General features: G+C 45.5%; 20 protein-coding genes. 13 read left to right on the forward strand and 7 right to left on the reverse strand.

Annotated elements, in window-relative coordinates; translation table 11 throughout:
- Positions 1-60: 60 nt before the first annotated feature.
- From acs to fis, 7 genes are all read left to right on the forward strand, one after another.
- Entirely contained in the window at positions 61-2,010 is a 1,950-nt protein-coding gene (acs, locus tag DUN60_RS13310; protein WP_004729734.1) for an acetate--CoA ligase, read from the forward strand.
- Positions 2,011-2,332: 322 nt separating this feature from the next.
- Entirely contained in the window at positions 2,333-2,782 is a 450-nt protein-coding gene (gene aroQ / locus DUN60_RS13315; RefSeq protein ID WP_004729735.1) for a type II 3-dehydroquinate dehydratase, read from the forward strand.
- 74 nt (positions 2,783-2,856) lie between these two features.
- Positions 2,857-3,306 (forward strand): acetyl-CoA carboxylase biotin carboxyl carrier protein, encoded by a 450-nt coding sequence (gene accB / locus DUN60_RS13320; RefSeq protein WP_017083823.1) that lies wholly within the window; start codon positions 2,857-2,859, stop codon positions 3,304-3,306.
- A 15-nt stretch (positions 3,307-3,321) separates the two neighbouring features.
- Positions 3,322-4,665: an acetyl-CoA carboxylase biotin carboxylase subunit gene (gene accC / locus DUN60_RS13325; protein ID WP_065207430.1), complete on the forward strand. Its 1,344-nt coding sequence runs from the start codon at positions 3,322-3,324 to the stop codon at positions 4,663-4,665.
- Between the two features lie 188 nt (positions 4,666-4,853).
- Positions 4,854-5,741, forward strand: coding sequence for a 50S ribosomal protein L11 methyltransferase (prmA, locus tag DUN60_RS13330; protein ID WP_114634090.1), 888 nt, complete (start codon positions 4,854-4,856; stop codon positions 5,739-5,741).
- A 140-nt stretch (positions 5,742-5,881) separates the two neighbouring features.
- Positions 5,882-6,850 (forward strand): tRNA dihydrouridine synthase DusB, encoded by a 969-nt coding sequence (dusB, locus tag DUN60_RS13335; protein WP_004729742.1) that lies wholly within the window; start codon positions 5,882-5,884, stop codon positions 6,848-6,850.
- A gap of 23 nt (positions 6,851-6,873) precedes the next feature.
- Complete coding sequence (gene fis / locus DUN60_RS13340; RefSeq protein ID WP_004729744.1) at positions 6,874-7,170, forward strand: DNA-binding transcriptional regulator Fis; 297 nt, start codon at positions 6,874-6,876, stop codon at positions 7,168-7,170.
- An 89-nt stretch (positions 7,171-7,259) separates the two neighbouring features.
- Here fis and zntR read toward each other — a convergent pair whose 3' ends face one another.
- Positions 7,260-7,700, reverse strand: coding sequence for a Zn(2+)-responsive transcriptional regulator (gene zntR, locus DUN60_RS13345; RefSeq protein WP_114634091.1), 441 nt, complete (start codon positions 7,698-7,700; stop codon positions 7,260-7,262).
- 325 nt (positions 7,701-8,025) lie between these two features.
- Between zntR and purH the strand changes: the two genes are divergently transcribed.
- The gene (gene purH / locus DUN60_RS13350) at positions 8,026-9,618 is read left to right on the forward strand and encodes a bifunctional phosphoribosylaminoimidazolecarboxamide formyltransferase/IMP cyclohydrolase (protein ID WP_114634092.1); all 1,593 of its coding nucleotides are present in this window, start codon (positions 8,026-8,028) and stop codon (positions 9,616-9,618) included.
- A gap of 283 nt (positions 9,619-9,901) precedes the next feature.
- Positions 9,902-11,191, forward strand: a complete 1,290-nt coding sequence (gene purD, locus DUN60_RS13355) for a phosphoribosylamine--glycine ligase (RefSeq protein WP_114634093.1) — start codon at positions 9,902-9,904, stop codon at positions 11,189-11,191.
- Between the two features lie 170 nt (positions 11,192-11,361).
- Here the strand turns inward: purD and DUN60_RS13360 are convergent, their stop codons facing one another.
- Positions 11,362-12,060 (reverse strand): DUF1481 domain-containing protein, encoded by a 699-nt coding sequence (locus DUN60_RS13360; protein ID WP_114634094.1) that lies wholly within the window; start codon positions 12,058-12,060, stop codon positions 11,362-11,364.
- Positions 12,061-12,107: 47 nt separating this feature from the next.
- Positions 12,108-12,380, reverse strand: a complete 273-nt coding sequence (gene hupA / locus DUN60_RS13365) for a nucleoid-associated protein HU-alpha (RefSeq protein WP_004729753.1) — start codon at positions 12,378-12,380, stop codon at positions 12,108-12,110.
- A 270-nt stretch (positions 12,381-12,650) separates the two neighbouring features.
- Here hupA and DUN60_RS13370 point away from each other — a divergent pair, with 270 nt between their 5' ends.
- Positions 12,651-13,802: a CNNM domain-containing protein gene (locus DUN60_RS13370; protein ID WP_017077566.1), complete on the forward strand. Its 1,152-nt coding sequence runs from the start codon at positions 12,651-12,653 to the stop codon at positions 13,800-13,802.
- A gap of 80 nt (positions 13,803-13,882) precedes the next feature.
- Here the strand turns inward: DUN60_RS13370 and DUN60_RS13375 are convergent, their stop codons facing one another.
- Positions 13,883-14,470 (reverse strand): YjaG family protein, encoded by a 588-nt coding sequence (locus tag DUN60_RS13375; protein ID WP_054548251.1) that lies wholly within the window; start codon positions 14,468-14,470, stop codon positions 13,883-13,885.
- Positions 14,471-14,541: 71 nt separating this feature from the next.
- Here DUN60_RS13375 and DUN60_RS13380 point away from each other — a divergent pair, with 71 nt between their 5' ends.
- Both DUN60_RS13380 and DUN60_RS13385 read left to right on the forward strand, forming a co-directional pair.
- Entirely contained in the window at positions 14,542-15,468 is a 927-nt protein-coding gene (locus tag DUN60_RS13380; protein ID WP_065207437.1) for a D-2-hydroxyacid dehydrogenase, read from the forward strand.
- Positions 15,468-16,061 (forward strand): uracil-DNA glycosylase family protein, encoded by a 594-nt coding sequence (locus tag DUN60_RS13385; RefSeq protein WP_114634095.1) that lies wholly within the window; start codon positions 15,468-15,470, stop codon positions 16,059-16,061. Before DUN60_RS13380 ends, DUN60_RS13385 begins: the two co-directional genes overlap by 1 nt.
- A 108-nt stretch (positions 16,062-16,169) precedes the next feature.
- Here DUN60_RS13385 and hemE read toward each other — a convergent pair whose 3' ends face one another.
- Both hemE and nudC read right to left on the reverse strand, forming a co-directional pair.
- Positions 16,170-17,237, reverse strand: a complete 1,068-nt coding sequence (hemE, locus tag DUN60_RS13390; protein WP_004729761.1) for a uroporphyrinogen decarboxylase — start codon at positions 17,235-17,237, stop codon at positions 16,170-16,172.
- Between the two features lie 299 nt (positions 17,238-17,536).
- A complete protein-coding gene (nudC, locus tag DUN60_RS13395) occupies positions 17,537-18,346 on the reverse strand; it encodes an NAD(+) diphosphatase (protein ID WP_054548254.1) in 810 nt (269 codons plus the stop codon).
- A gap of 165 nt (positions 18,347-18,511) precedes the next feature.
- Here nudC and DUN60_RS13400 point away from each other — a divergent pair, with 165 nt between their 5' ends.
- A complete protein-coding gene (locus DUN60_RS13400; RefSeq protein ID WP_054548255.1) occupies positions 18,512-19,009 on the forward strand; it encodes an Rsd/AlgQ family anti-sigma factor in 498 nt (165 codons plus the stop codon).
- Positions 19,010-19,358: 349 nt separating this feature from the next.
- Here the strand turns inward: DUN60_RS13400 and rpoC are convergent, their stop codons facing one another.
- Positions 19,359-23,561 carry a DNA-directed RNA polymerase subunit beta' gene (gene rpoC / locus DUN60_RS13405; RefSeq protein ID WP_029222058.1) on the reverse strand — a complete coding sequence of 1,401 codons (4,203 nt, stop codon included), beginning with the start codon at positions 23,559-23,561 and terminating at the stop codon, positions 19,359-19,361.
- Positions 23,562-23,611 lie beyond the last annotated feature (50 nt).

Genomic DNA, 23,611 nt, shown 5'->3' on the forward strand with positions numbered 1-23,611 from the left:
GAAACTGAACACAAAGGAAGTTGCCAGTTCATTAGGAATGTAGGCACAAGGAGAGATGCAATGAGTGAAGCCCACGTTTATCCGGTAAAAGAAAATATTAAATCAACCACACACGCGGATAATGACACTTACCTAGCCATGTACCAGCAATCTGTTTCTGACCCTGAAGGCTTTTGGGGTGAACACGGAAAAATCGTTGATTGGATTAAGCCTTTCACACAGGTAAAAAACACCTCTTTCGACCCTGGCCACATTGACATTCGCTGGTTTGAAGATGGCACGCTTAACGTTTCAGCCAACTGTATCGACCGCCACCTTGCTGAGCGCGGTGATGAAGTCGCTATTATCTGGGAAGGCGATGACCCGGCTGATGACAAAACGCTAACTTTTAATGAACTACACAAAGAAGTGTGCCTGTTTTCAAATGCTCTAAAAGAGCAAGGTGTACGCAAAGGTGATGTGGTTTGTTTATACATGCCAATGGTACCAGAAGCTGCAGTAGCCATGCTGGCATGTACCCGTATCGGTGCGGTTCACACAGTCGTATTTGGTGGTTTCTCACCAGAAGCTCTGTCTGGTCGTATTATCGATTCAAATTCTAAAGTCGTTATCACTGCCGATGAAGGCGTGCGTGGCGGCCGTGCTGTTCCACTGAAGAAAAACGTCGATGAAGCACTGACTAACCCTGAAGTAAAGAACATCGAGAAGGTTGTTGTATTCAAACGCACCGGCGGTGATGTTGCTTGGCACGAACACCGCGATGTGTGGTGGCATGATGCTATCGCAAATGTATCGGCAGATTGCCCACCAGAAGAGATGAACGCAGAAGACCCACTATTCATCCTTTATACGTCAGGCTCTACAGGTAAACCGAAAGGTGTTATGCACACCACAGGTGGCTACCTTGTTTATGCAGCCATGACCTTCAAATACGTATTCGACTACCAAGAAGGCGAAACCTTCTGGTGTACAGCAGATGTGGGCTGGATTACTGGTCACACTTACCTTGTCTACGGTCCACTTGCCAATGGTGCAAAAACCATTCTGTTTGAAGGCGTGCCGAATTACCCGAACACAAGCCGCATGAGTGAAGTGGTCGATAAGCATCAAGTTAATATTCTTTATACTGCACCAACGGCGATTCGTGCCCTAATGGCAAAAGGCAATGAAGCGGTTGAAGGTACTTCTCGTGACAGCCTAAGAGTCATGGGTTCGGTAGGTGAGCCTATCAACCCTGAAGCGTGGGAGTGGTATTACAAAACAATTGGTAATGAGCAGTCTCCGATTGTCGATACATGGTGGCAAACAGAAACGGGCGGTATCTTAATCTCACCATTGCCAGGCGCAACGGACTTAAAACCAGGTTCAGCGACTCGTCCATTCTTCGGTGTGCAACCAGCGCTTGTTGATAACATGGGTAACATCATTGAGGGTGCAACAGACGGCAACCTTGTGATTCTTGACTCTTGGCCAGGCCAAATGCGTACCGTACATGGCGATCATGACCGTTTTGAACAGACTTACTTCTCAACCTTTAAAGGCATGTACTTTACGAGTGATGGTGCTCGTCGTGATGAAGACGGTTATTACTGGATTACGGGCCGTGTGGATGACGTGCTTAACGTATCAGGTCACCGTATGGGTACCGCTGAGATTGAATCGGCACTAGTAGCATTCGATAAGATTGCAGAGGCAGCGATTGTGGGCATTCCTCATGATATTAAAGGCCAAGCAATTTACGCTTACATCACGTTGAATGATGGTGAGTTCCCAACCGCAGAGCTTCATAAAGAAGTGAAAGACTGGGTACGTAAAGAGATTGGCCCAATCGCAACACCAGATGTACTGCATTGGACAGATTCTTTGCCAAAAACTCGTTCAGGCAAAATCATGCGTCGTATCCTACGTAAGATTGCCACAGGCGATACTGGCAACCTAGGCGATACGTCGACACTGGCAGACCCAAGCGTAGTTGATAAGCTGATTGCTGAGAAAGCAGAACTGGCATAAGCAACCCGTCACATTAGCTTATCACTGTTTAAAACAGCCATTAATAAACCGTCACCTATGTGGCGGTTTTTTTATGGCTGATCTTGATCTCAAATATCTTCGATAAAATTAAGGCAATCGCGGTTTTTTGTTAAGTTGATAACAATTTCATGCCGTACTTATAGGAGATTAGACCAGTAAATTGCTGCGATTTGCGCTGAATTAGCTATAATCTGGTTCTAATTTTTAAATTTGGGTTTTTCTTACTGGAAATTAACCCCAAATTTTCAATAAAATGGCAACATTCACATTCGTAAACACGATAAAGGAAGATAGCCCCACAATGTCTACAAAGTTTCGCATTCTAGTTTTAAATGGCCCAAACCTTAACCTGTTAGGCCTTAGAGAGCCTGCACACTACGGTTCTCAAACACTTGACCAGATTATTAGCTCTTTGACCGAGCAAGCGAAAACACAAGATGTTGAGCTGTCTCACTTACAGTCAAATCGTGAGTATGAACTGATTGAAGCTATCCATAGTGCTTATCAAAATGTTGATTTCATTATTATCAACCCAGCGGCCTTTACACATACCAGTGTGGCGTTGCGTGATGCACTACTTGGTGTTGCTATCCCATTTATTGAGGTTCATCTATCGAATGTTCACGCACGTGAACCATTCCGTCACCACTCTTATCTATCTGATAAAGCAGAAGGTGTGATTTGTGGCTTAGGTGCCCAAGGTTATCAATTTGCTTTGACGGCTGCGCTCAACAAGCTCAACGCAAAGTAAATAAAAACAACGAACTATTACTAACCTACTCAGTCAAAGAGTAAGTTCAATCAACAGATAAAGAGAAAGAAACAATGGATATTCGCAAAATCAAAAAGCTAATCGAATTGGTTGAAGAGTCTGGTATTTCTGAGCTAGAGATCTCTGAAGGTGAAGAGTCAGTACGAATCAGTCGTAACAGCCCTGTATCTGCAGCGCCTATTCAATATGCAGCGGCTCCAGCTCCTGTAGCAGCAGCACCTGCGGCGGCACCTGTAGCAGCAGAAGCAGCAGCTCCTGCGGTTCCAGCTGGTCACCAAGTTCTTTCTCCAATGGTTGGTACTTTCTACGGCGCTCCAAGCCCAGATGCAAAACCATTCGTTAAGGTTGGTCAATCTGTAACTGCTGGCGAAACGCTATGTATCGTTGAAGCAATGAAAATGATGAACCAAATCGAAGCTGATAAATCTGGTGTTGTAACGGCTATCCTAGTTGAAGACGGTCAACCAGTAGAATTCGACCAAGCTCTAGTAATTATCGAATAATAGAGAGCACTCATTATGTTAGATAAATTAGTAATCGCGAACCGTGGTGAAATTGCACTGCGTATTCTGCGAGCATGTAAAGAGCTTGGCATCAAAACAGTAGCTGTTCACTCAACAGCTGACCGCGATCTTAAGCACGTACTGCTTGCAGACGAAACCATTTGTATCGGTCCAGCTCGTGGTATCGATAGCTACCTAAACATCCCTCGTATCATCAGCGCTGCTGAAGTAACGGGTGCAGTCGCTATCCACCCTGGCTACGGCTTCCTATCTGAAAATGCAGATTTTGCAGAACAGGTAGAGCGCAGTGGTTTTATCTTCGTTGGCCCTAAAGCTGAAACCATTCGCATGATGGGTGACAAAGTGTCAGCTATCACGTCAATGAAGAAAGCTGGCGTACCTTGTGTACCGGGCTCTGACGGCCCTCTTGATGATGATGAAGTGAAAAACAAAGCGCACGCTAAGCGCATTGGTTTCCCTGTAATCATCAAGGCATCTGGCGGCGGCGGCGGTCGTGGTATGCGTGTTGTTCGTACTGAAAAAGAACTAACAGAAGCTATCGCAATGACTCGTGCTGAAGCAAAAGCATGTTTCAATAACGACATGGTTTACATGGAAAAATTCCTAGAAAACCCACGTCACATTGAAGTACAAGTGCTTGCAGATGGCCAAGGCAATGCTATCCACCTAGGTGAGCGTGACTGTTCAATGCAGCGTCGTCACCAGAAAGTTGTGGAAGAAGCGCCAGCACCAGGTATCACTGAAGAGATGCGTAAGTACATCGGTGACCGTTGTACTCGTGCATGTCTTGAGATTGGTTACCGCGGCGCAGGTACATTTGAATTCCTATACGAGAACGGTGAGTTCTACTTCATCGAAATGAACACTCGTATCCAGGTTGAGCACACGATTACTGAAATGGTAACGGGTATCGACCTAGTGAAAGAGCAACTTCGCATTGCTGCTGGTCAGCCTCTATCATTCACACAGGATGATATTAAGCTGCGCGGCCACTCAATCGAATGTCGTATCAACGCGGAAGATCCAGTTCGTTTCCTACCATCTCCAGGTAAGATCACGCGCTTCCATGCTCCAGGTGGTATGGGTGTTCGTTGGGAATCTCACATCTATACTGGCTACACAGTACCACCACACTACGATTCAATGATTGGTAAGCTGATCACTTACGGTGAAAACCGTGATGTCGCTATCGCTCGTATGAAGAACGCATTGGGTGAGATGATTGTTGAAGGTATTAACGTTAATACTGAACTTCAATTGGCTATTATGAACGACGAAAACTTCCAACACGGTGGTGCAAACATCCACTATCTTGAGAAGAAGCTTGGTCTACAATAGAAGCTAGCCTTCCGTAATGAGTTCGCTATAGAACACTAAAAAATGCTCACTTCGGTGAGCATTTTTGTTTTTAGTGCTCCGGAAAAGGCAAGCTAAAATCCCCATGATAATGCGTGGGGTTTTGATGAATTTGCTCATATTTTCTGCTAGACTCCCCATCCAATTTTTCTCATATAGAAGATGCAGCCATGCCTTGGATTCAAATCAAGCTTAATGCGACCAATGAAAATGCCGAACAAATCGGCGACATGTTAATGGAAGAGACTGGTGCTCTTTCCGTAACTTTCCTGGATGCACAAGATACCCCTGTATTTGAGCCTCTGCCGGGTGAAACTCGCCTTTGGGGTGATACTGACATTCTCGCGCTTTACGACGCTGAGACTGATACTGGTGTCGTTCTAGCGCAGATTAAAGCAAGCAACATGTTCCCTGCAGACTTTGCTCATAAAGTAGAGCAAATTGAAGACAAGGATTGGGAACGTGAATGGATGGACAACTTCCACCCAATGAAGTTTGGTGAGCGTTTATGGATCTGCCCGAGCTGGCGCGATATCCCTGAACCTGACGCTGTAAACGTAATGCTAGACCCTGGTCTTGCATTTGGTACAGGTACTCACCCAACAACAGCATTGTGTCTTGAGTGGCTTGAAGGCTTAGACCTGACAGGCAAAACCGTGATCGACTTCGGTTGTGGCTCAGGCATCTTAGCGATCGCTGCGATCAAACTAGGCGCGGAAAAAGTTATCGGGATCGACATTGATCCTCAAGCTCTGCTTGCTTCAAAAGACAACGCACAACGCAATGGTGTTGCTGAGCAGCTAGAGGTGTTCCTACCACAAGATCAACCGGAAGGTTTGCTAGCTGACGTTGTTGTTGCCAACATCCTTGCAGGTCCATTACGCGACCTTTCAGGCATCATCAAAGGCCTAATTAAGCCAAATGGTGTACTTGCGATGTCGGGTGTTTTAGATACACAAGCGGAAGATGTTGCGACTTATTATCGTGATGAGCTTCACATTGATCCGATCATTGAACAACAAGAATGGTGTCGAATCTCAGGTCAGAAGCAAGGCTAGGTAAGACTTTGAGCGCTAATTGACTGAAATTTAAACAAATTACAAAAACAAATTGTAAATGCTCAAATATTAGTCTTTTCACGCAGCGAAAAAATGCGTAAAATGCGCGCCCTTGCTGGTACAGAACTGTGATGACATTTTTGAAAATCGGAAATTATCAACTTAAGAACAATCTAATCGTCGCTCCTATGGCTGGCGTAACGGATAGACCATTCCGTGAGTTGTGTCTTCGTTACGGTGCGGGGATGGCAGTCAGTGAAATGATGTCCTCCAATCCTAAAGTTTGGAAAACGTCAAAGTCTCAGCAGCGTATGGTACATGAAGGCGAATCGGGCATTCGTTCAGTACAAATCGCTGGTGCAGATCCACAGCTTATGGCCGAGGCTGCTCAATTTAATGTCGATAACGGTGCGCAAATCATCGATATCAACATGGGGTGTCCAGCCAAAAAAGTGAATAAGAAGCTTGCGGGCTCAGCCCTACTGCAGCATCCAGAACTCATTGAAGACATTCTGAAAGCGGTGGTAAATGCTGTCGACGTTCCAGTAACGTTGAAAACGCGCACAGGCTGGGACACAGACAACAGAAACTGTGTTCAAATCGCGAAAATAGCCGAAGACTGCGGCATACAAGCTCTTGCCCTTCATGGGAGAACTCGCGCTTGTATGTACAAAGGTGAGGCAGAGTACAAACACATTAAAGCAGCGAAACAAGCAGTATCTATTCCGGTTATCGCTAACGGTGATATCGATAGCCCGGAAAAAGCGAAGTTTGTGCTGGAGTACACCGGTGCTGATGCTTTAATGATAGGTCGACCTGCCCAAGGACGTCCTTGGATTTTTAACGAAATCCTACACTATTTGGAAAACGGCACCACGATGGACCCGCTCCCGATTTCGGAAGTGAAAGACATCATGCTTGGTCATGTGAACGCTCTACATGAGTTTTATGGCGAGTTTTTAGGCCCCCGAATTGCTCGTAAGCATGTGGGTTGGTACCTAAAAGAACATGAACAAGCGAGTGAGTTTCGCCGTACCTTCAACGCATTCGAAGCAGGTGATCTGCAGCTTGAAGCGCTAGAAGGTTTTTTTGATAACGTTGCACCATAATTACGAGAAGAGCTAGACCGAATATGTTCGAACAAAATCTGACTTCAGAAGCATTGACAGTAACTACAGTTACATCACAAGACCAAATCACGCAGAAACCACTACGTGACTCAGTTAAAGCATCATTGAAAAATTACCTTGCTCAATTAAACGGTCAAGAAGTCAGCGAGTTATACGAATTAGTATTAGCTGAAGTTGAACAGCCACTACTAGACACTATCATGCAGTACACTCGCGGTAACCAAACTCGCGCAGCAACCATGATGGGTATTAACCGCGGTACTCTTCGCAAGAAACTTAAAAAATACGGCATGAACTAATCGTTCTTTCGTAATTTATTGAATGGAAAGCCAAGCTCATTTTTGAGTTTGGCTTTTTTTTGGCTTGTAGAACTGTAATAGGTGGCTGATTACTCTCCAGTGCGACAGCAGCGCTCTTTATCAACGTTTGCTGAATCCAAGGCTGCCAGAATAGAACAATGGCTTGCATCGTCGTCTACGTGGCCACAACACGCATCATTAATCTTTTTAAGCGCCGTGCGAATCTTGGTTAACTCGGTAATCTTTTCATCGATCATCTCTAGTTTTGCTGAGGTAATTGATTTCACTTCGGCGCAACTGTGCTGCGTGGCTTCGAGACGAATCTCAAGCAATTCTTTAATCTCGTCCAGACTCAGTCCCAACGCTTTAGATTTGAGAATAAACGTCACCTGTTTCTGGTTATTTTCATCATATAGACGATAACCCGACTCACTGCGACGGGCTGGCGCGATCAGGTTATTCTTCTCATAAAATCGTAAGGTATCGGCTGTCACACCACATCGTTTCGCTAATTCACCTATCTGAAACATGTTTTTTCCTACTGTTCCGTCCATTCCACAATTAACCTTATCGTTACTTTTCAGGCTGAAATGGCACTTTTCATAATTAATTTTGAGATGCCAAACGATTGCGCGAGCTTTTTTGTAATAAATTAGTTAGAATCTGCGCCATCAAATTTGGAGTTGGTTATCTTATAGCTTAATCATAAGACTAACCCAAAAGGTCTTTACCAAAACTGGCCAATATTTTATCTCTTACTGGTATCTAAGATAATCCACGCTAAGAAGATAGAAACAAGTTCTTTTTTGGCAAATATCTTTATTTTAACCCCATGAATTTGAGGAAGATGGAAGCATGAATAACGCTCGTCCAATTCGCCGCGCTCTCATCAGCGTATCAGACAAAACTGGTATCGTTGAATTTGCACAAGCTCTTGCTAACCGTGGTGTAGATATCCTATCTACCGGTGGCACTGCTCGCCTGCTTGCTGAAAAAGGCATCTCTGTTACAGAAGTATCTGACTACACTGGTTTCCCAGAAATGATGGATGGCCGTGTTAAGACTCTGCACCCTAAAGTTCATGGTGGTGTTCTAGGCCGTCGTGGCCAAGATGATGACGTGATGGAAACTCACGGTATCAACCCTATCGATATGGTTGTTGTAAACCTATACCCATTCGCAGAAACCGTTGCTAAAGAAGATTGTACCCTTGCTGACGCTGTTGAGAACATCGACATCGGTGGCCCTACAATGGTTCGCTCTGCAGCGAAAAACCACAAAGACGTAACGATCGTTGTAAACGCACACGACTACGAGCGCGTTGTCACTGAAATGGACGCTAACGAGCAATCTCTAACCCTAGAGACTCGCTTCGACCTCGCTATCGCCGCATTTGAGCACACGGCTTCTTACGACGGCATGATCGCTAACTACTTCGGCACTATGGTTCCTAGCTACGGCGCGAACAAGGAAGGCGATGAAGAGAGCAAATTCCCTCGCACGTTCAACCAACAGTTCGAGAAGAAGCAAGACATGCGCTACGGTGAGAACAGCCACCAAGCAGCAGCATTCTACGTTGAAGCGAACCCTGAAGAAGCATCTGTTTCTACTGCTCGCCAAATTCAAGGCAAAGCCCTTTCTTACAACAACATCGCTGACACTGACGCAGCGCTTGAGTGTGTGAAAGAGTTCAACGAGCCAGCATGTGTGATCGTTAAGCACGCTAACCCATGTGGTGTAGCATTAGGTACAGATATCCTAGAAGCTTACGACCGCGCATTCAAAACAGACCCTACATCTGCATTTGGCGGCATCATCGCATTCAACCGTGAACTAGACGCGGCAACAGCAACGGCTATCACTGAGCGTCAATTCGTTGAAGTTATCATTGCACCATCTGTTTCTGCTGAAGCAGTAGCAATCGTAGCGGCTAAGAAAAACCTTCGCCTGCTTGAGTGTGGTGAGTGGACAACTAAGACAACAGGTTTTGACGTGAAACGCGTTAACGGCGGCCTATTAGTTCAAGATCGCGACCAAGGCATGGTGTCAGAAGACGACCTGAAAGTAGTTTCTAAGCGTCAACCAACCGCTGAAGAGCTGAAAGATGCGTTATTCTGCTGGAAAGTAGCGAAGTACGTTAAATCTAACGCTATCGTTTATTCGAAAGGCGACATGACGATTGGTGTCGGCGCTGGCCAAATGAGCCGCGTTTACTCTGCGAAAATCGCAGGCATCAAAGCTGCTGACGAAGGTTTGGTTGTTGAAGGATGTGCAATGGCATCAGATGCATTCTTCCCATTCCGTGACGGTATCGACGCGGCAGCAGAAGCTGGCATCAAGTGTGTTATCCAACCGGGCGGCTCTATGCGTGATGACGAAGTTATCGCAGCAGCAGACGAACACGGCATGGCGATGATATTCACAGGCATGCGTCACTTCCGCCACTAATTTCCTCTTCGTATTTGGCACTGTGGCGTCGTTAGCTGCTTTCGCCCACCCCGGTCACATAGCGAGCTATGCTTCCGGGGGATGGGCTCAATTGCTGCCTAGCCACATCACCAACTACTTTGAGCAAAACTTATAATTTTGTTTTTTAAATATTCCGATATTTGAAATACGTAGAGCAAGTCAGTGACTTTAGTTCAAGGAAAACACGCGGAGCTTATAACCATAAGTGAGCATGTTTGACACAGAAATAAAGGCTCTGAAGCAGCTATAAGGATTTTAAAACATGAATGTATTGATTATCGGTGCCGGCGGTCGTGAGCATGCACTTGGTTGGAAAGCAGCACAAAACCCAAACGTTGAAACAGTATTCATCGCTCCAGGCAACGCAGGCACTGCGCTAGAGCCTAAACTTGAAAACGTAAAGATTGGCGTTGAAGACATCGCGGGTTTAGTCGCGTTTGCTCAAGAGAAGAAAATCGAACTGACTATCGTGGGTCCTGAAGCACCATTGGTTATCGGTGTGGTTGATGCATTCCGCGAAGTAGGTTTGCCAATCTTTGGCCCTACTCAAGCCGCAGCACAGCTTGAAGGCTCTAAAGCATTCACTAAAGACTTCCTAGCTCGTCATGAGATCCCAACAGGTTACTACTCAAACTTCACTGAGATTGAGCCAGCTATCGCTTACGTTCGCGAGCAAGGCGCTCCAATCGTAGTGAAAGCTGACGGTCTTGCCGCGGGTAAAGGCGTTATCGTTGCGATGACACTTGAAGAAGCAGAAGACGCAATCAAAGACATGCTAGCGGGCAACGCCTTTGGCGAAGCTGGCAGCCGCGTGGTTATCGAAGAGTTCCTTGAAGGCGAAGAAGCAAGCTTCATCGTAATGGTTGACGGTTCTAGCGTACTTCCTATGGCCACCAGCCAAGATCACAAACGTGTTGGCGACAAAGACACTGGGCCGAACACGGGCGGCATGGGTGCTTACTCTCCTGCGCCGGTTGTAACTCCAGAAATCCACAACCGTATCCTTGAGGAAGTTATCTACCCAACGGTACGTGGCATGGACGCGGAAGGCGCTCCTTACACAGGTTTCCTTTACGCTGGCCTAATGATCGATGCTGACGGCACACCTAAAGTTATCGAATACAACTGCCGCTTCGGTGATCCAGAAACGCAACCTATCATGATGCGTATGGAGTCAGACCTTGTTGAACTTTGCCTAATGGCTATCGACGAGAAGCTCGACGAAGCAGAATCGAAGTGGGATCCACGCGCTTCTATCGGTGTTGTTCTTGCGGCTGGTGGTTACCCTGCTGACTACGCAAAAGGTGACGTTATTTCACTACCAACAAGCGAAGTTGAAGGCCAAAAAGTTTTCCACGCAGGCACGACAAATAACGAAGCTGGCGATGTTGTGACTAATGGCGGCCGAGTACTTTGTGCAACAGCACTGGGCAATACGGTTTCTGAAGCTCAGGAGCGCGCTTACGCGTTAACTAAGCAAGTTAGCTGGAATGGTATGTTCCACCGCAATGACATCGGTTACCGTGCGATTGCGCGCGAGCAAGAACAGTAATCAACATCATCATTCGGCTAGATTCGAATATCAGCAAATGAATGACTGCAATTGAATAAAAGAAAAGGCGCCTCAACAGGCGCCTTTTTTATCGATTAGTGGTACTTGTACTGACTAATCAGCACTTGGCCTATAGTAGGCCAAATACTCTGATACTGTTCAAGCGATCTCTATTCTTTCAGCAATGAGGGCCTTGATACACACTCATGATTTTCATCTGCCAATATCAAAAACTCAGCAACCGACAATTTTCTCAAAGACGCTTTACCGACAAAAGCACCATAGCTCTCTACAGACGATAAACGGTTAATCACAAAATTAGGCAATGTTTGGTTGAACTCAAAGTTATCAAACTGTTTACCAGAACAAGTCTGAAACGTTTTGCCATTCCAATAGCCCTGCAAAAGTTCTAACCCTTCATCATTTTGCTTCTCGGTAACATCGAGAACGGATATCGCTTCCTGTTTATATCTGTCGAGTTGAACCGACTGTAACGGTAATACTTTTTTACCAATACGATACTGTTGATACACAGCCTCACCAGACTGATTAAAGCGCACATGTACACGATATGGAACCAACGCCAGTGAATCATCGCGTAGCTCACCTTCACGTACAAATTCACGAAGCACATATTCCGACCAAACATAGTCAGTTTTGTACCAGCCGTAATCGCCCATGGTGACATAGTCAGCAGAAGTATGAGGTTGTGTTAGCTTGTTGGTGACCCAGTAGAAACTTGTCGCGTCGCCCATGACTTGGCCGCCGGTGTGAGTTTCAAATTGCTCTAGGTTTTTGCTGGGGCTGGTTGATGAACAGCCAATGAGGAATGTAGATAATAGTGAAACGAGAAGAAATGCTTTTTTCATAAAAACCTGTACCGAGGTGGAATACGACTACCTCGGTACAGTTTAGATTATTTCACTGAATCTTTCAGCGCTTTACCTGCAACAAATGCTGGAACATTTGCAGCAGCGATTTGGATCTCATCACCAGTTTTTGGGTTACGACCAGTGCGAGCTGCACGGTGGTTTACTTTAAAAGTACCAAAACCAATTAGCTGAACTTGATCGCCATCTTTAAGAGCATCTGTAACACCGCCAAGAGTCGCTTCTAGAGCAGCTTTAGCTTGTGCTTTAGAAAGGTCCGCTTTTTCAGCAATAAAGTCGATTAATTGAGTCTTGTTCATTTTAGGTTTCCCTTCTTTGTATTTTTGAATTCAATTTACTCTAAAACATAAATGCCCCATCTGGCAAAGGTTTGTCGTCGATCTTTAGCTCTAATGCCGTAGTTTTAGCCATAATATGAGTAATAACTCACAATTTGTTACTGATTTTATTGAGCAAGCCCTTGTTTAAAAGGGGCTGAGAGGCAAATTAATGATGACCTAGCCACTACTTTATCTCTATAATCCACGCTGAATCGCTGCTAAAGCGTACAATTTAATTTAAGGGCAAACATGCTGCTGCTAACTATTTACGTCTCCATTGCTATTGGAGTTTCTTTCATTTGTTCTGTTTTAGAAGCTGTACTTTTGAGTATTAGTCCGAGCTATATTGCTCAACTAAAACAAAATGGGCACCCTGCAGCAGAGTCTTTAGACAAACTGAAAACAGACATTGACCGCCCGCTCGCGTCAATTTTAACGCTCAACACCATCGCGCACACAATCGGTGCTGCGACGGCAGGTGCACAAGCGGCTGTGGTTTTTGGTAGCCAATGGTTAGGTGTATTCTCTGCCGTACTGACTTTGGGTATTTTGGTTTTATCTGAGATTGTTCCAAAAACCATTGGTGCAACCTACTGGCGCCAACTTGCTCCAGCATCATCAAACGTACTTCGCTGGATGGTTTTCTTTCTAACACCGTTTGTCTGGTTCTCAGAACAGATCACCAAACGTCTTGCTCGTGGCCACCAAGCACCAAAAATGCGTGATGAGCTGTCTGCAATGGCTATTTTGGCAAAAGAAAGTGGTGAGTTTGCTGAAGGCGAATCAAAAATTCTGAGCAACCTATTAGGCATTCAAGATGTGCCCGTGACTCAAGTAATGACGCCGCGCCCTGTTGTATTCCGCGTCGATGCCGAAATGAGCGTGAATACGTTCCTAGAGCAACACAAAGACACACCATTCTCGCGCCCATTGGTTTACAGCGAGCAAACTGACAACATCATTGGTTTTGTACACCGTCTGGAGCTGTTTAGATTACAACAAGCGGGTTGTGGCGAGAAAGCTCTGGGTGAAGTAATGCGCCCTATCCACGTGTTGCTGAACAATATGGGCTTGGCTAAAGCCTTTGACCAAATGATGGCAAACCGCCTGCAGCTTTCCTTAGTGGTTGACGAATACGGTACGATTCAGGGCATCATCACCCTAGAAGATATCTTTGAGCACCTAGTGGGCGAAGAGATCGTCGACGAGGCAGATAAGACAACTGACATGCAAGAACTGGCATTTCAACGTTGGGAACAATGGAAAGAAACACACGGTGTTATCGAAAACCGCGATGAAGAGGACGAGCTAGAGGAAAAAACTCTAACAGACAACGACACCTCAGACTCAAAGTCAGCGGATGAAGACAAGGTTCAAAAAGAAGACAAAAAAGACGCTTAATCTCAATTTGATACCGTCAGATACAACAAAGGCTCCCTAGGGAGCCTTTGTTTTTATTCGTACTTTGATGCGATAGCGAATTATAACGCTACACCAATGTTACTTACTGGGTCTTCACGCAGTTCGTGGCGTAGATCTTTGATCAGATCTAGGTCACGCTCAGTCGTTTCACGTAGAGGTCGGAAGATGGCCCACTGAACGTCCCACTCTTCACACACCGCTTCGTTTTCTTTCTGGTTTTCGTTTGTCACTTCTTCAGCGCCTTGAGCAAACTCAAGCTCAGCAACCGTCTTCACCGATTGTTGACTCACTTTAATTACAGTTTCAAGCAGATGTTCACGATCAAGTAAGCCATGAATTAACGTTGCCAAGCCTTGGCACGCGTCCATCGCAGGGTAAACACCGTAAAAATCAAAATCATCTCCACTTGGGAATAGCTCTTCGACTTTCTCAAGTTGACGCTCAAAATTCACCTTTGCCGTTTTAACGGTTAGGATTTCCCAAATGCTATCCAAAACATCACGATAGATTCGAGCTTCCGCAAATTCTGTATTCTCACAAAACATGGCATAGTTAGGGTACATACGCTCACATAGACACGCCATAAAGGTAATTTGTTGCCAAGGTTCTAACTTTTCTAGACGAACCTGCAGTGGATTCTGAAGCATAGTCACTCAATAATTGCAGAAAAAGACAGCGAAAGTGTACTTGATAAACCTAGGATGGAAAAGGTAGGCCGATGAACAATTTTACGAATAAGCTCTATATTCTTACTGAGCATGACGATACTTATACGCAACTGATTCTAAACCAAGGGTTACCTGACCTCGAAATCACTCAAAACCCCGAATTAGCTGAGATCGTGCTGGCTTCTCCTCCTTTAATCGCGGAGCGACTTAATGAGTTTAAACATCTAGATTGGGTGCAAAGTACCTACGCAGGAATCAATAAACTCACTCAGCCGGATCTGCGTCAAGATTATACGCTGACCAACGTCAAAGGCATCTTCGGCCCTGCGATTGCTGAATACGTGTTAGGTTACACGATCAGCCACTGTAGACACTTCCCTCACTACCACCAGCAACAAGCACAACGAAGCTGGCAACCACAGCTATATACTAGCCTAACTGACAAAACCATGGTGATTTTAGGGACAGGTTCAATCGGCAGTCATTTAGCGAAAACCGCAGCTGCCTTTGGTATTCATACCATTGGAGTCAACCGTACCGGCATTCCATCAAAGCAAGAGACCTTTAAAGACACTTTCCACATCAATGAGATAGAGGCTGCCCTTAAGCAAGCGGATATCGTGGTCAACACCTTGCCATCAACAGATGAAACCTATCAATTACTCAATCAAACGACCTTAAGTTACTGCTCGAATGTGCTGCTCTTTAATGTTGGCAGAGGAGAGAGCTTAGATAACAAAGCCTTGCTGCTTGCGATTAAGAATAAGTGGGTTGAGCATGCTTTCTTGGATGTGTTTGAAAGTGAACCCCTCTCGCAGGAGCACCCTTTCTGGACATTGCCGCAAGTGACCATCACCCCGCACATTGCAGCGCTGAGTGAGCCAAGGCAGGTGGTAGAGATCTTCGCCGAGAATTACCAACAGTGGCGAGATGGCTTTAAACTTAACCATGTCATCGATTTTGATAAAGGCTACTGATGCCCTCATCGTTACTCAAAGAGATTCGACAGTGCCGAGCTTGTGAACCTCACCTATCACACGGTGCTAACCCGGTGATTCAAGCGAATCCAAACGCGCGCTTGCTTATTATTGGGCAGGCACCCGGCATCAAGGTTCATGAGTCATCGATCCCTTGGAATGATGCCAGTGGCGAACGATTAAGAGAATGGTTAGGGATAGATAGCGATACGTTTTATGACGAACAAAAAGTCGCGATTGTTCCTATGGGGTTTTGTTATCCGGGAAAGGGAAAGAGTGGCGATCTCCCACCACGTAAAGAGTGTGCGGAGCTTTGGCATAACAAAGTGCTGCAATCGCTACCCAACATCCAAATGACACTGCTGATTGGTCAGTACGCACAAAACCATTACCTAACAAACAAAACCACCAGCACACTGACCGCAACCGTACGTGATTGGCAAAGGTGGGCGCCTGAGTTTTTGCCTCTACCTCACCCTTCGCCACGCAATAATATCTGGCTAAAGAAGAACCCTTGGTTTGAGAGTGACGTTATTCCTTACATCCAAAAGCACATCTCGGAGCACTTGGCCTACTATGATCCAAATACCTAATTAGCTGCACATCCACGATGATTAAGCCGATATTGGATGTAGATAAACAGATAATAAAAAAGCGCTGCCGATTTCTCGACAGCGCTTTTTCTAAAAACACATACTGAATTACTTATGGTATGGCTTAGATAGGTCGTGAACTGCGTCCACAAATACACCAGCATTTTCTGGTGGCACATCTAGGTGAATACCATGGCCAAGGTTAAATACGTGACCAGTACCGCCGTCACCAAAACCTTCAAGGATAGTGCCGACTTCTTCACGAATACGCTCAGGTTGTGCGTAAAGCACTGATGGGTCCATGTTGCCTTGTAGAGCCACTTTATCGCCAATACGCGCTTTTGCATCCGCAATATTGATTGTCCAGTCTAGACCCACCGCATCACAGCCAGTCGCTGCGATAGATTCTAGCCACATGCCACCGTTCTTAGTGAACAGAGTAACCGGTACACGGCGACCTTCGTTTTCACGGATTAGGCCATCTACAATTTTATGCATGTACTGTAGTGAGAACAGGTTGTAGTCACGCGGAGTAAGTACACCACCCCATGTGTCGAATACCATTACCGATTGTGCACCCGCTTTAATTTGCGCGTTCAGGTATTCAATAACGGTGTCAGCCAGTTTATCTAGAAGTAAATGCAGTGTTTGTGGCTCTGCGTACATCATCTTCTTGATCTTAGTAAACGCCTTCGAGCTGCTGCCTTCAACCATGTAAGTTGCCAGTGTCCAAGGGCTACCAGAGAAACCAATCAATGGCACTTCGCCTTTCAGATCTTTACGGATCTGACGAACGGCATTCATTACGTATTGAAGCTCTCCTTCTGGATCAGGTAGGCCAATCTTCTCTACGTCAGCTTTACATGTGATAGGACGTTCAAACTTAGGACCTTCACCAGTTTCAAAGTACAAGCCTAAGCCCATTGCATCAGGGATAGTTAGGATGTCAGAGAACAAGATTGCCGCATCAAGCGGGAAACGACGTAAAGGTTGAAGTGTTACTTCTGATGCCAGTTCAGCGTTTTTGCACAAAGACATGAAATCGCCAGCTTCAGCGCGCGTTGCTTTGTACTCTGGAAGATAGCGGCCAGCTTGGCGCATCATCCATACTGGTGTGTAATCAACAGGCTGTTTTAAAAGTGCGCGTAAATAGCGATCGTTTTTTAATTCGGTCATTCCGTTAAATTCCAATTCAATCTTGTCTAGTTTTGATGGCAAGTATTCTAACACTGATTGAAGGGTAAAAGCTGTGTGCTTTGCAACCTAGATCAAGTTATTAACTTTTAAATCAATGCTTAATTTGCACCCAATTGCAGGAGCATGTTAAAAATTTGTTCGCTAGCGAAAATTACAATTATAACACCTGAGTAGTCACTACTCAGCATCTCATAACGACATCTTACTTACCCCCTCCACTTGTGGAGGGTTTTTTTTAGCTTTTGACCACCTATAGGCCAAATACTATCATAGGTATATTAGTACTCTATCGTCTGCTCCGTCACATCATCTTTCGCCACGTCACCCACAGTTTTCTCAATCAATTGTCTCGCAATCGTTCCTACAGGTGCAACATCAGGCAGGCTTGTTACATCAAACCATTGGGCATCCGACAATTCACTATAATCTGGTTTAAGCGTTCCACCAGCATAGTCAGCCAGAAAGGCCATCATCATACTCGACGGAAACGCCCATGGCTGGCTGCTAAAGTAACGAATATTAGCAACATCGATACCAGTTTCCTCTTTGACTTCTCTTGCCACACACTGCTCTAAGGTTTCTCCGACCTCTAGGAAGCCCGCTATCACGGTATACATACCAGTTTTATGCCTTGGGTGCTGTGCAAGCAATATCTTGTTGTCGTTACGTACAGCGACAATGATGCACGGGAAGATACGAGGATAATGAAGCGTTCGGCAATCTCCGCATTGCATCGCCACCTGATTATGATTGAGGTGATTACGACCGCCACACTGAGGACAAAAACGCATACTTTGCGTCATGTGCCCATACTGGATAGCTTTGCTTGCTGTCAGAAAACTCGATTCAGGCCAGTGTAATAACTCACGTAGGTTTATCATGGTCAACTCACTCTCAACATCACAGTCGTTGAGCCAATACACCTTACGACCTTGATGCTGACCAATACAGATTGCATGCTCGACACTCAGCCCTAGCTCCTCTGCTGAGCCATAAGGAAACTGATCATTATTAACCCAAATATCACTACCTGAAACGACGCACCAATAAGCTTGCTCTGTCATTTTGTTATCACTTTTTTTTAACATCCCTATGCCTCATTGCTTGCAGTTCGTTCATTTTACTGGCAATCTAATTTCATACTAGAGTTGTAGCAGAGAATATTTCAAGCTATTACTTTTAGTAGTTACCAATAAACGGACCTTGCTTAGGCAATTACCATGATCACAAGGTTGTGATCAGATCATGAGGACATGGTCATGCTAAATAAATTCAAACAAATACAAGAACAATGGGGTGGCTCTAATGAGGTCATCGATCATTGGCTCGAAACTCGACAGTCTCTAATCGTTGAGTATTGTAAGCTTGCCGCTCTACAGCCTTCATCGTCGAAAGCAACGGCAATCACCGAACTGCCTTCTCCAGAAGAACTCCAAAAATTCAGCCAACACCTTGTTGATTACATCTCCGAAGGTCATTTCAAAATCTATGACATGGTGATGGACAAATGGCAGTCTACTGGCTTCAAAGCAACAGACGAAATCAACCAGTCTTATGGTCATATCGTCCTTACCACGGACCCTCTGCTCAACTTCACCGATAAGTACGCCGCCATTGAAGCTAGTGATACATTAGAAAGCTTTGATAGTGAGCTGTCACTTATAGGTGAGATTCTTGAGGCTAGGTTTGCGGTTGAAGACCAGCTGATACAACAAATTGCCGACAGCCTAGCGGTTCCACCAGGAGCTTAATGGCTTAACACCTTCTAAGCTTGCCTCTGTGCAAGCTTTTTGTTTTGTCTGTAGCGTTACCTAACACATCCAACTCTTTTACCAGAGCCTATTGGTTCCTCCCTACTCTGATGTTTTGCGATAACCCGACGTAACACTTCTCACCAGTTTCATCCTCAGCGCCTCCCTGTAAACACGTAAACTACCTTAGAGAAAGTACTATCGACTAAGTCCACCAGCCAAGCAATCGACAAGCAAGCATACCTATCAACTTCGAATCGATAAGCCTCTCGTTAAACACTTATACGCCAGATACAAAAAAGGCACCCGAAGGTGCCTTTTCTTATCTCTTAGAGACTACTCGTAGAGCTTACTCTTCTGAAGAGAAACCAGCGTTTAGAAGTGCTGCTAGATTGTCAGTAGCTTGTTCAGCTGAAGGACCTTCTTGCTCTTCTTCACGTTGCTTTTGACGCTCTTGGTGGTATGCGAAACCAGTACCAGCTGGGATCAGACGACCAACAATTACGTTCTCTTTCAGGCCGCGAAGGTCATCACGCTTACCAGAAACCGCAGCTTCTGTTAGTACGCGAGTCGTTTCTTGGAACGATGCAGCTGAGATGAATGACTCAGTTGCAAGAGATGCTTTAGTAATACCTAGTAGATCACGTTCGAAACGTACTAGTTCTTTACCTTCAGCTTCTAGCTTACGGTTAGCAATCTTAACATTGTGGTACTCAACTTGTTCGCCAGGTAGGAACGGAGAGTCACCAGAATGAGTGATTGTACACTTACGTAGCATTTGACGAACGATAGTCTCAATGTGCTTATCGTTAATCTTTACGCCTTGTAAGCGGTAAACTTCTTGAACTTCGTTCGCGATGTACTGAGTTACTGCGTGGATACCACGTAGACGCAGGATATCGTGTGGAGTTTCAGGACCGTCGGCGATTACATCACCACGTTCAATCTTCTCACCTTCGAACACGTTCAATTGACGATGCTTAGGAATCATCTCTTCGTAAGCGTCACCGCCTTCACGAGTGATTACTAGACGACGCTTACCTTTCGTTTCTTTACCGAAAGACACAGTACCTGTGTGCTCAGCAAGGATCGCAGGCTCTTTAGGCTTACGAGCTTCGAATAGGTCAGCTACGCGTGGTAGACCACCGGTGATATCTTTGTTTCCGCTCGATTTTTGAGGGATACGAGATAGTGTGTCACCAATGCCAACTTCAGCGCCATCTTCGATGTTTACAATCGCTTTGCCAGGTAGGAAGTAGTGAGCTGGCATATCAGTACCAGGGATCATTACGTCGTTACCTTGCTCATCAACAAGTTTGATAGCTGGACGCATATCTTTACCTGCTGCTGGGCGAGCTGCTGCGTCTGTAACTTCACTTGAAGAAAGACCCGTTAGATCGTCAGTGTTACGAGAAACTGTAATACCATCGATCATATCTACGAATTGGATACGACCTGCCACTTCAGTGATGATTGGCATGGTATGCGCTTCCCAGTTAGCTACAACTTCACCAGCAGTAACTGCTGCGTTGTCGCCTTTGGTTAGCATCGAACCGTAAGGAAGTTTGTGCTTCTCTTTCGTACGGCCGAATTCATCAATAATCGTCATCTCAGATGCACGAGAAGTGATAACCAGTTTCTTATCTTTGTTAATTACGAACTTAGCATTGTGAAGCTTCACAGTACCAGTTGTCTTAGCTTGGATGCTGTTCTCTGCTGCTGCAGTAGATGCCGCACCACCGATGTGGAACGTACGCATCGTTAGCTGTGTACCCGGTTCACCGATAGATTGTGCAGCGATAACACCAACTGCTTCACCTTGGTTCACTAGGTGACCACGTGCTAGGTCACGACCGTAACACTGTGCACAACAACCGAAGTCTGCATCACAGGTAACAACAGAGCGCACTTTCATGCTATCTACTGAGTTGTCTTCCATGATTTGACACCACTTCTCATCAATCAGAGTATTACGTGGAATCAGTACATCTTCAGTACCAGGCTTAAGAACATCTTCAGCAACAACACGACCAAGAGCAAGCTCAGAAAGTGCAACTTTAACGTCACCACCTTCGATGTGAGGCATCATGTCGATACCTTCATGCGTGCCACAGTCATGTTCGTGTACTACAACGTCTTGAGCAACGTCTACTAGACGACGAGTTAGGTAACCCGAGTTTGCTGTTTTCAGTGCTGTATCCGCAAGACCCTTACGAGCACCGTGCGTTGAGATAAAGTACTGAAGGACGTTTAGACCTTCTTTAAAGTTCGCAGTGATCGGCGTTTCGATGATTGAACCATCTGGACGCGCCATCAGACCACGCATACCTGCTAGCTGACGAATCTGAGCTGCAGAACCACGTGCGCCCGAGTCGGCCATCATGTAGATGCTGTTGAACGATTCTTGCTGTTCTTCTTCGCCGTCACGGTTAATAACTGTTTCAGAAGATAGGTTATCCATCATTGCTTTCGCAACGCGGTCATTCGTAGATGCCCAGATATCGATAACTTTGTTGTAACGCTCACCCGCAGTAACAAGACCAGATTGGAATTGCTCTTGGATTTCGCGAACTTCTTCTTCAGCAGATTCAATCTCGTCGTATTTCGCTTGAGGAACAACCATATCGTTGATACCTACAGAAACACCAGAAAGAGCCGCGTATGCGAAACCTGCGTACATAATTTGGTCAGCAAATACTACTGTATCTTTTAGACCAAGCTTACGGTAACACTCGTTAAGAAGAGTAGAAATCTGCTTCTTACCTAACTTTTGGTTAACGATGCTGTACGGAAGGCCTTTAGGAACGATCTGCCATAACATTGCACGACCTACAGTCGTATCTACTAGGCCAGTATTCGTTGTGCTATTGCCGTCTTCGTCTACTACTGTTTCAGTGATACGTACTTTAACGCGAGCGTGTAGCTCAGCAGTCTTAGTACGGTATGCCTTTTCAGCCTCAGCAGGGCCAGCAAGGTACATACCTTCACCTTTCACGTTGATCTTGTCACGTGTCATGTAGTAAAGACCCAATACAACGTCCTGAGAAGGTACGATGATCGGATCACCTGATGCTGGCGACAGAATGTTATTCGTCGACATCATTAGGGTACGAGCTTCAAGCTGTGCTTCTAGAGTTAGAGGCACGTGTACAGCCATTTGGTCACCATCGAAGTCGGCGTTGTATGCCGCACACACTAGTGGGTGAAGCTGAATCGCTTTACCTTCGATTAGTACTGGTTCAAACGCTTGGATACCTAGACGGTGAAGTGTAGGTGCACGGTTAAGCAGTACTGGGTGTTCACGGATAACTTCGTCTAGGATATCCCAAACGATCGCTTCTTCGCGCTCTACCATTTTCTTAGCAGCTTTGATTGTCGTAGCCATGCCACGAGTCTCTAGCTTGCTGTAGATGAACGGCTTAAATAGCTCAAGTGCCATCTTCTTAGGAAGACCACACTGATGTAGACGAAGGTATGGACCTACTGTGATTACAGAACGGCCAGAGTAGTCTACACGTTTACCTAGAAGGTTCTGACGGAAACGACCTTGTTTACCCTTGATCATATCAGCAAGAGATTTCAGAGGACGCTTGTTAGAACCCGTGATCGCACGACCGCGACGACCGTTATCTAGAAGGGCATCAACAGACTCTTGCAACATACGCTTTTCGTTACGTACGATGATGTCTGGAGCCGCTAGCTCTAGAAGACGCTTCAAACGGTTGTTACGGTTAATCACACGACGGTAAAGGTCGTTCAGATCTGAAGTCGCAAAACGACCGCCATCTAGAGGTACTAGAGGGCGAAGATCTGGCGGTAGCACTGGAAGTACAGTTAGGATCATCCACTCAGGCTTGTTGCCTGACGAGATGAACGCTTCAACTAGCTTCAAACGCTTAGTAACTTTCTTACGCTTAGTTTCAGAGTTAGTTGTTTCCAACTCTTCGCGCATTTCTTCCACTTCTTGATGAAGGTCCATTGTTGAAAGCAGATCTTTGATCGCTTCAGCACCCATCTTAGCAGTGAATTCGTCACCCCACTCTTCTAGACGATCCAGGTACTCTTCTTCAGTAAGCATCTGAGATTTTTCTAGATCAGTCATACCCGGTTCAGTTACTACGTACATTTCGAAGTAAAGAACACGTTCGATATCACGCAGAGGGATATCCATTAGTAGACCGATACGAGACGGTAGTGATTTTAGGAACCAGATGTGAGCAACTGGTGAAGCAAGCTCGATGTGGCCCATACGGTCACGACGAACTTTAGTTTGTGTAACTTCAACGCCACACTTCTCACAGATAACACCACGGTGCTTCAGGCGCTTGTATTTGCCACAAAGACATTCGTAGTCTTTAACTGGACCAAAAATACGTGCACAGAACAGACCATCACGTTCAGGTTTGAACGTACGATAGTTAATTGTTTCTGGCTTTTTAACTTCACCAAAAGACCACGAACGGATCGTGTCTGGTGAAGATAGACCGATTTTGATTGCATCAAATTCTTCGGTCTTATGCTGTGCTTTTAGAAAGTTTAATAAGTCTTTCACGTTCAGCTCCTGTAAGGAGTTAAAGGAGCTCACCGACTAAAGTGAGCCCC

It is taken from the genome of Vibrio splendidus (assembly GCF_003345295.1).
GTDB lineage: Bacteria > Pseudomonadota > Gammaproteobacteria > Enterobacterales > Vibrionaceae > Vibrio > Vibrio splendidus_K.

Excerpts from the sequence above, each read along its gene's own strand:
- DUN60_RS13385 (WP_114634095.1), top strand. The coding sequence starts at position 15,468 with ATGCCCTCATCGTTACTCAAAGAGATTCGACAGTGCCGAGCTTGTGAA.
- accB (WP_017083823.1), top strand. The coding sequence starts at position 2,857 with ATGGATATTCGCAAAATCAAAAAGCTAATCGAATTGGTTGAAGAGTCT.
- DUN60_RS13375 (WP_054548251.1), bottom strand. The coding sequence starts at position 14,470 with ATGCTTCAGAATCCACTGCAGGTTCGTCTAGAAAAGTTAGAACCTTGG.
- accC (WP_065207430.1), top strand. The coding sequence starts at position 3,322 with ATGTTAGATAAATTAGTAATCGCGAACCGTGGTGAAATTGCACTGCGT.
- DUN60_RS13380 (WP_065207437.1), top strand. The coding sequence starts at position 14,542 with ATGAACAATTTTACGAATAAGCTCTATATTCTTACTGAGCATGACGAT.
- purH (WP_114634092.1), top strand. The coding sequence starts at position 8,026 with ATGAATAACGCTCGTCCAATTCGCCGCGCTCTCATCAGCGTATCAGAC.
- acs (WP_004729734.1), top strand. The coding sequence starts at position 61 with ATGAGTGAAGCCCACGTTTATCCGGTAAAAGAAAATATTAAATCAACC.
- hupA (WP_004729753.1), bottom strand. The coding sequence starts at position 12,380 with ATGAACAAGACTCAATTAATCGACTTTATTGCTGAAAAAGCGGACCTT.
- aroQ (WP_004729735.1), top strand. The coding sequence starts at position 2,333 with ATGTCTACAAAGTTTCGCATTCTAGTTTTAAATGGCCCAAACCTTAAC.
- hemE (WP_004729761.1), bottom strand. The coding sequence starts at position 17,237 with ATGACCGAATTAAAAAACGATCGCTATTTACGCGCACTTTTAAAACAG.
- DUN60_RS13360 (WP_114634094.1), bottom strand. The coding sequence starts at position 12,060 with ATGAAAAAAGCATTTCTTCTCGTTTCACTATTATCTACATTCCTCATT.
- purD (WP_114634093.1), top strand. The coding sequence starts at position 9,902 with ATGAATGTATTGATTATCGGTGCCGGCGGTCGTGAGCATGCACTTGGT.
- DUN60_RS13400 (WP_054548255.1), top strand. The coding sequence starts at position 18,512 with ATGGTCATGCTAAATAAATTCAAACAAATACAAGAACAATGGGGTGGC.
- nudC (WP_054548254.1), bottom strand. The coding sequence starts at position 18,346 with ATGTTAAAAAAAAGTGATAACAAAATGACAGAGCAAGCTTATTGGTGC.
- prmA (WP_114634090.1), top strand. The coding sequence starts at position 4,854 with ATGCCTTGGATTCAAATCAAGCTTAATGCGACCAATGAAAATGCCGAA.
- zntR (WP_114634091.1), bottom strand. The coding sequence starts at position 7,700 with ATGTTTCAGATAGGTGAATTAGCGAAACGATGTGGTGTGACAGCCGAT.
- DUN60_RS13370 (WP_017077566.1), top strand. The coding sequence starts at position 12,651 with ATGCTGCTGCTAACTATTTACGTCTCCATTGCTATTGGAGTTTCTTTC.
- fis (WP_004729744.1), top strand. The coding sequence starts at position 6,874 with ATGTTCGAACAAAATCTGACTTCAGAAGCATTGACAGTAACTACAGTT.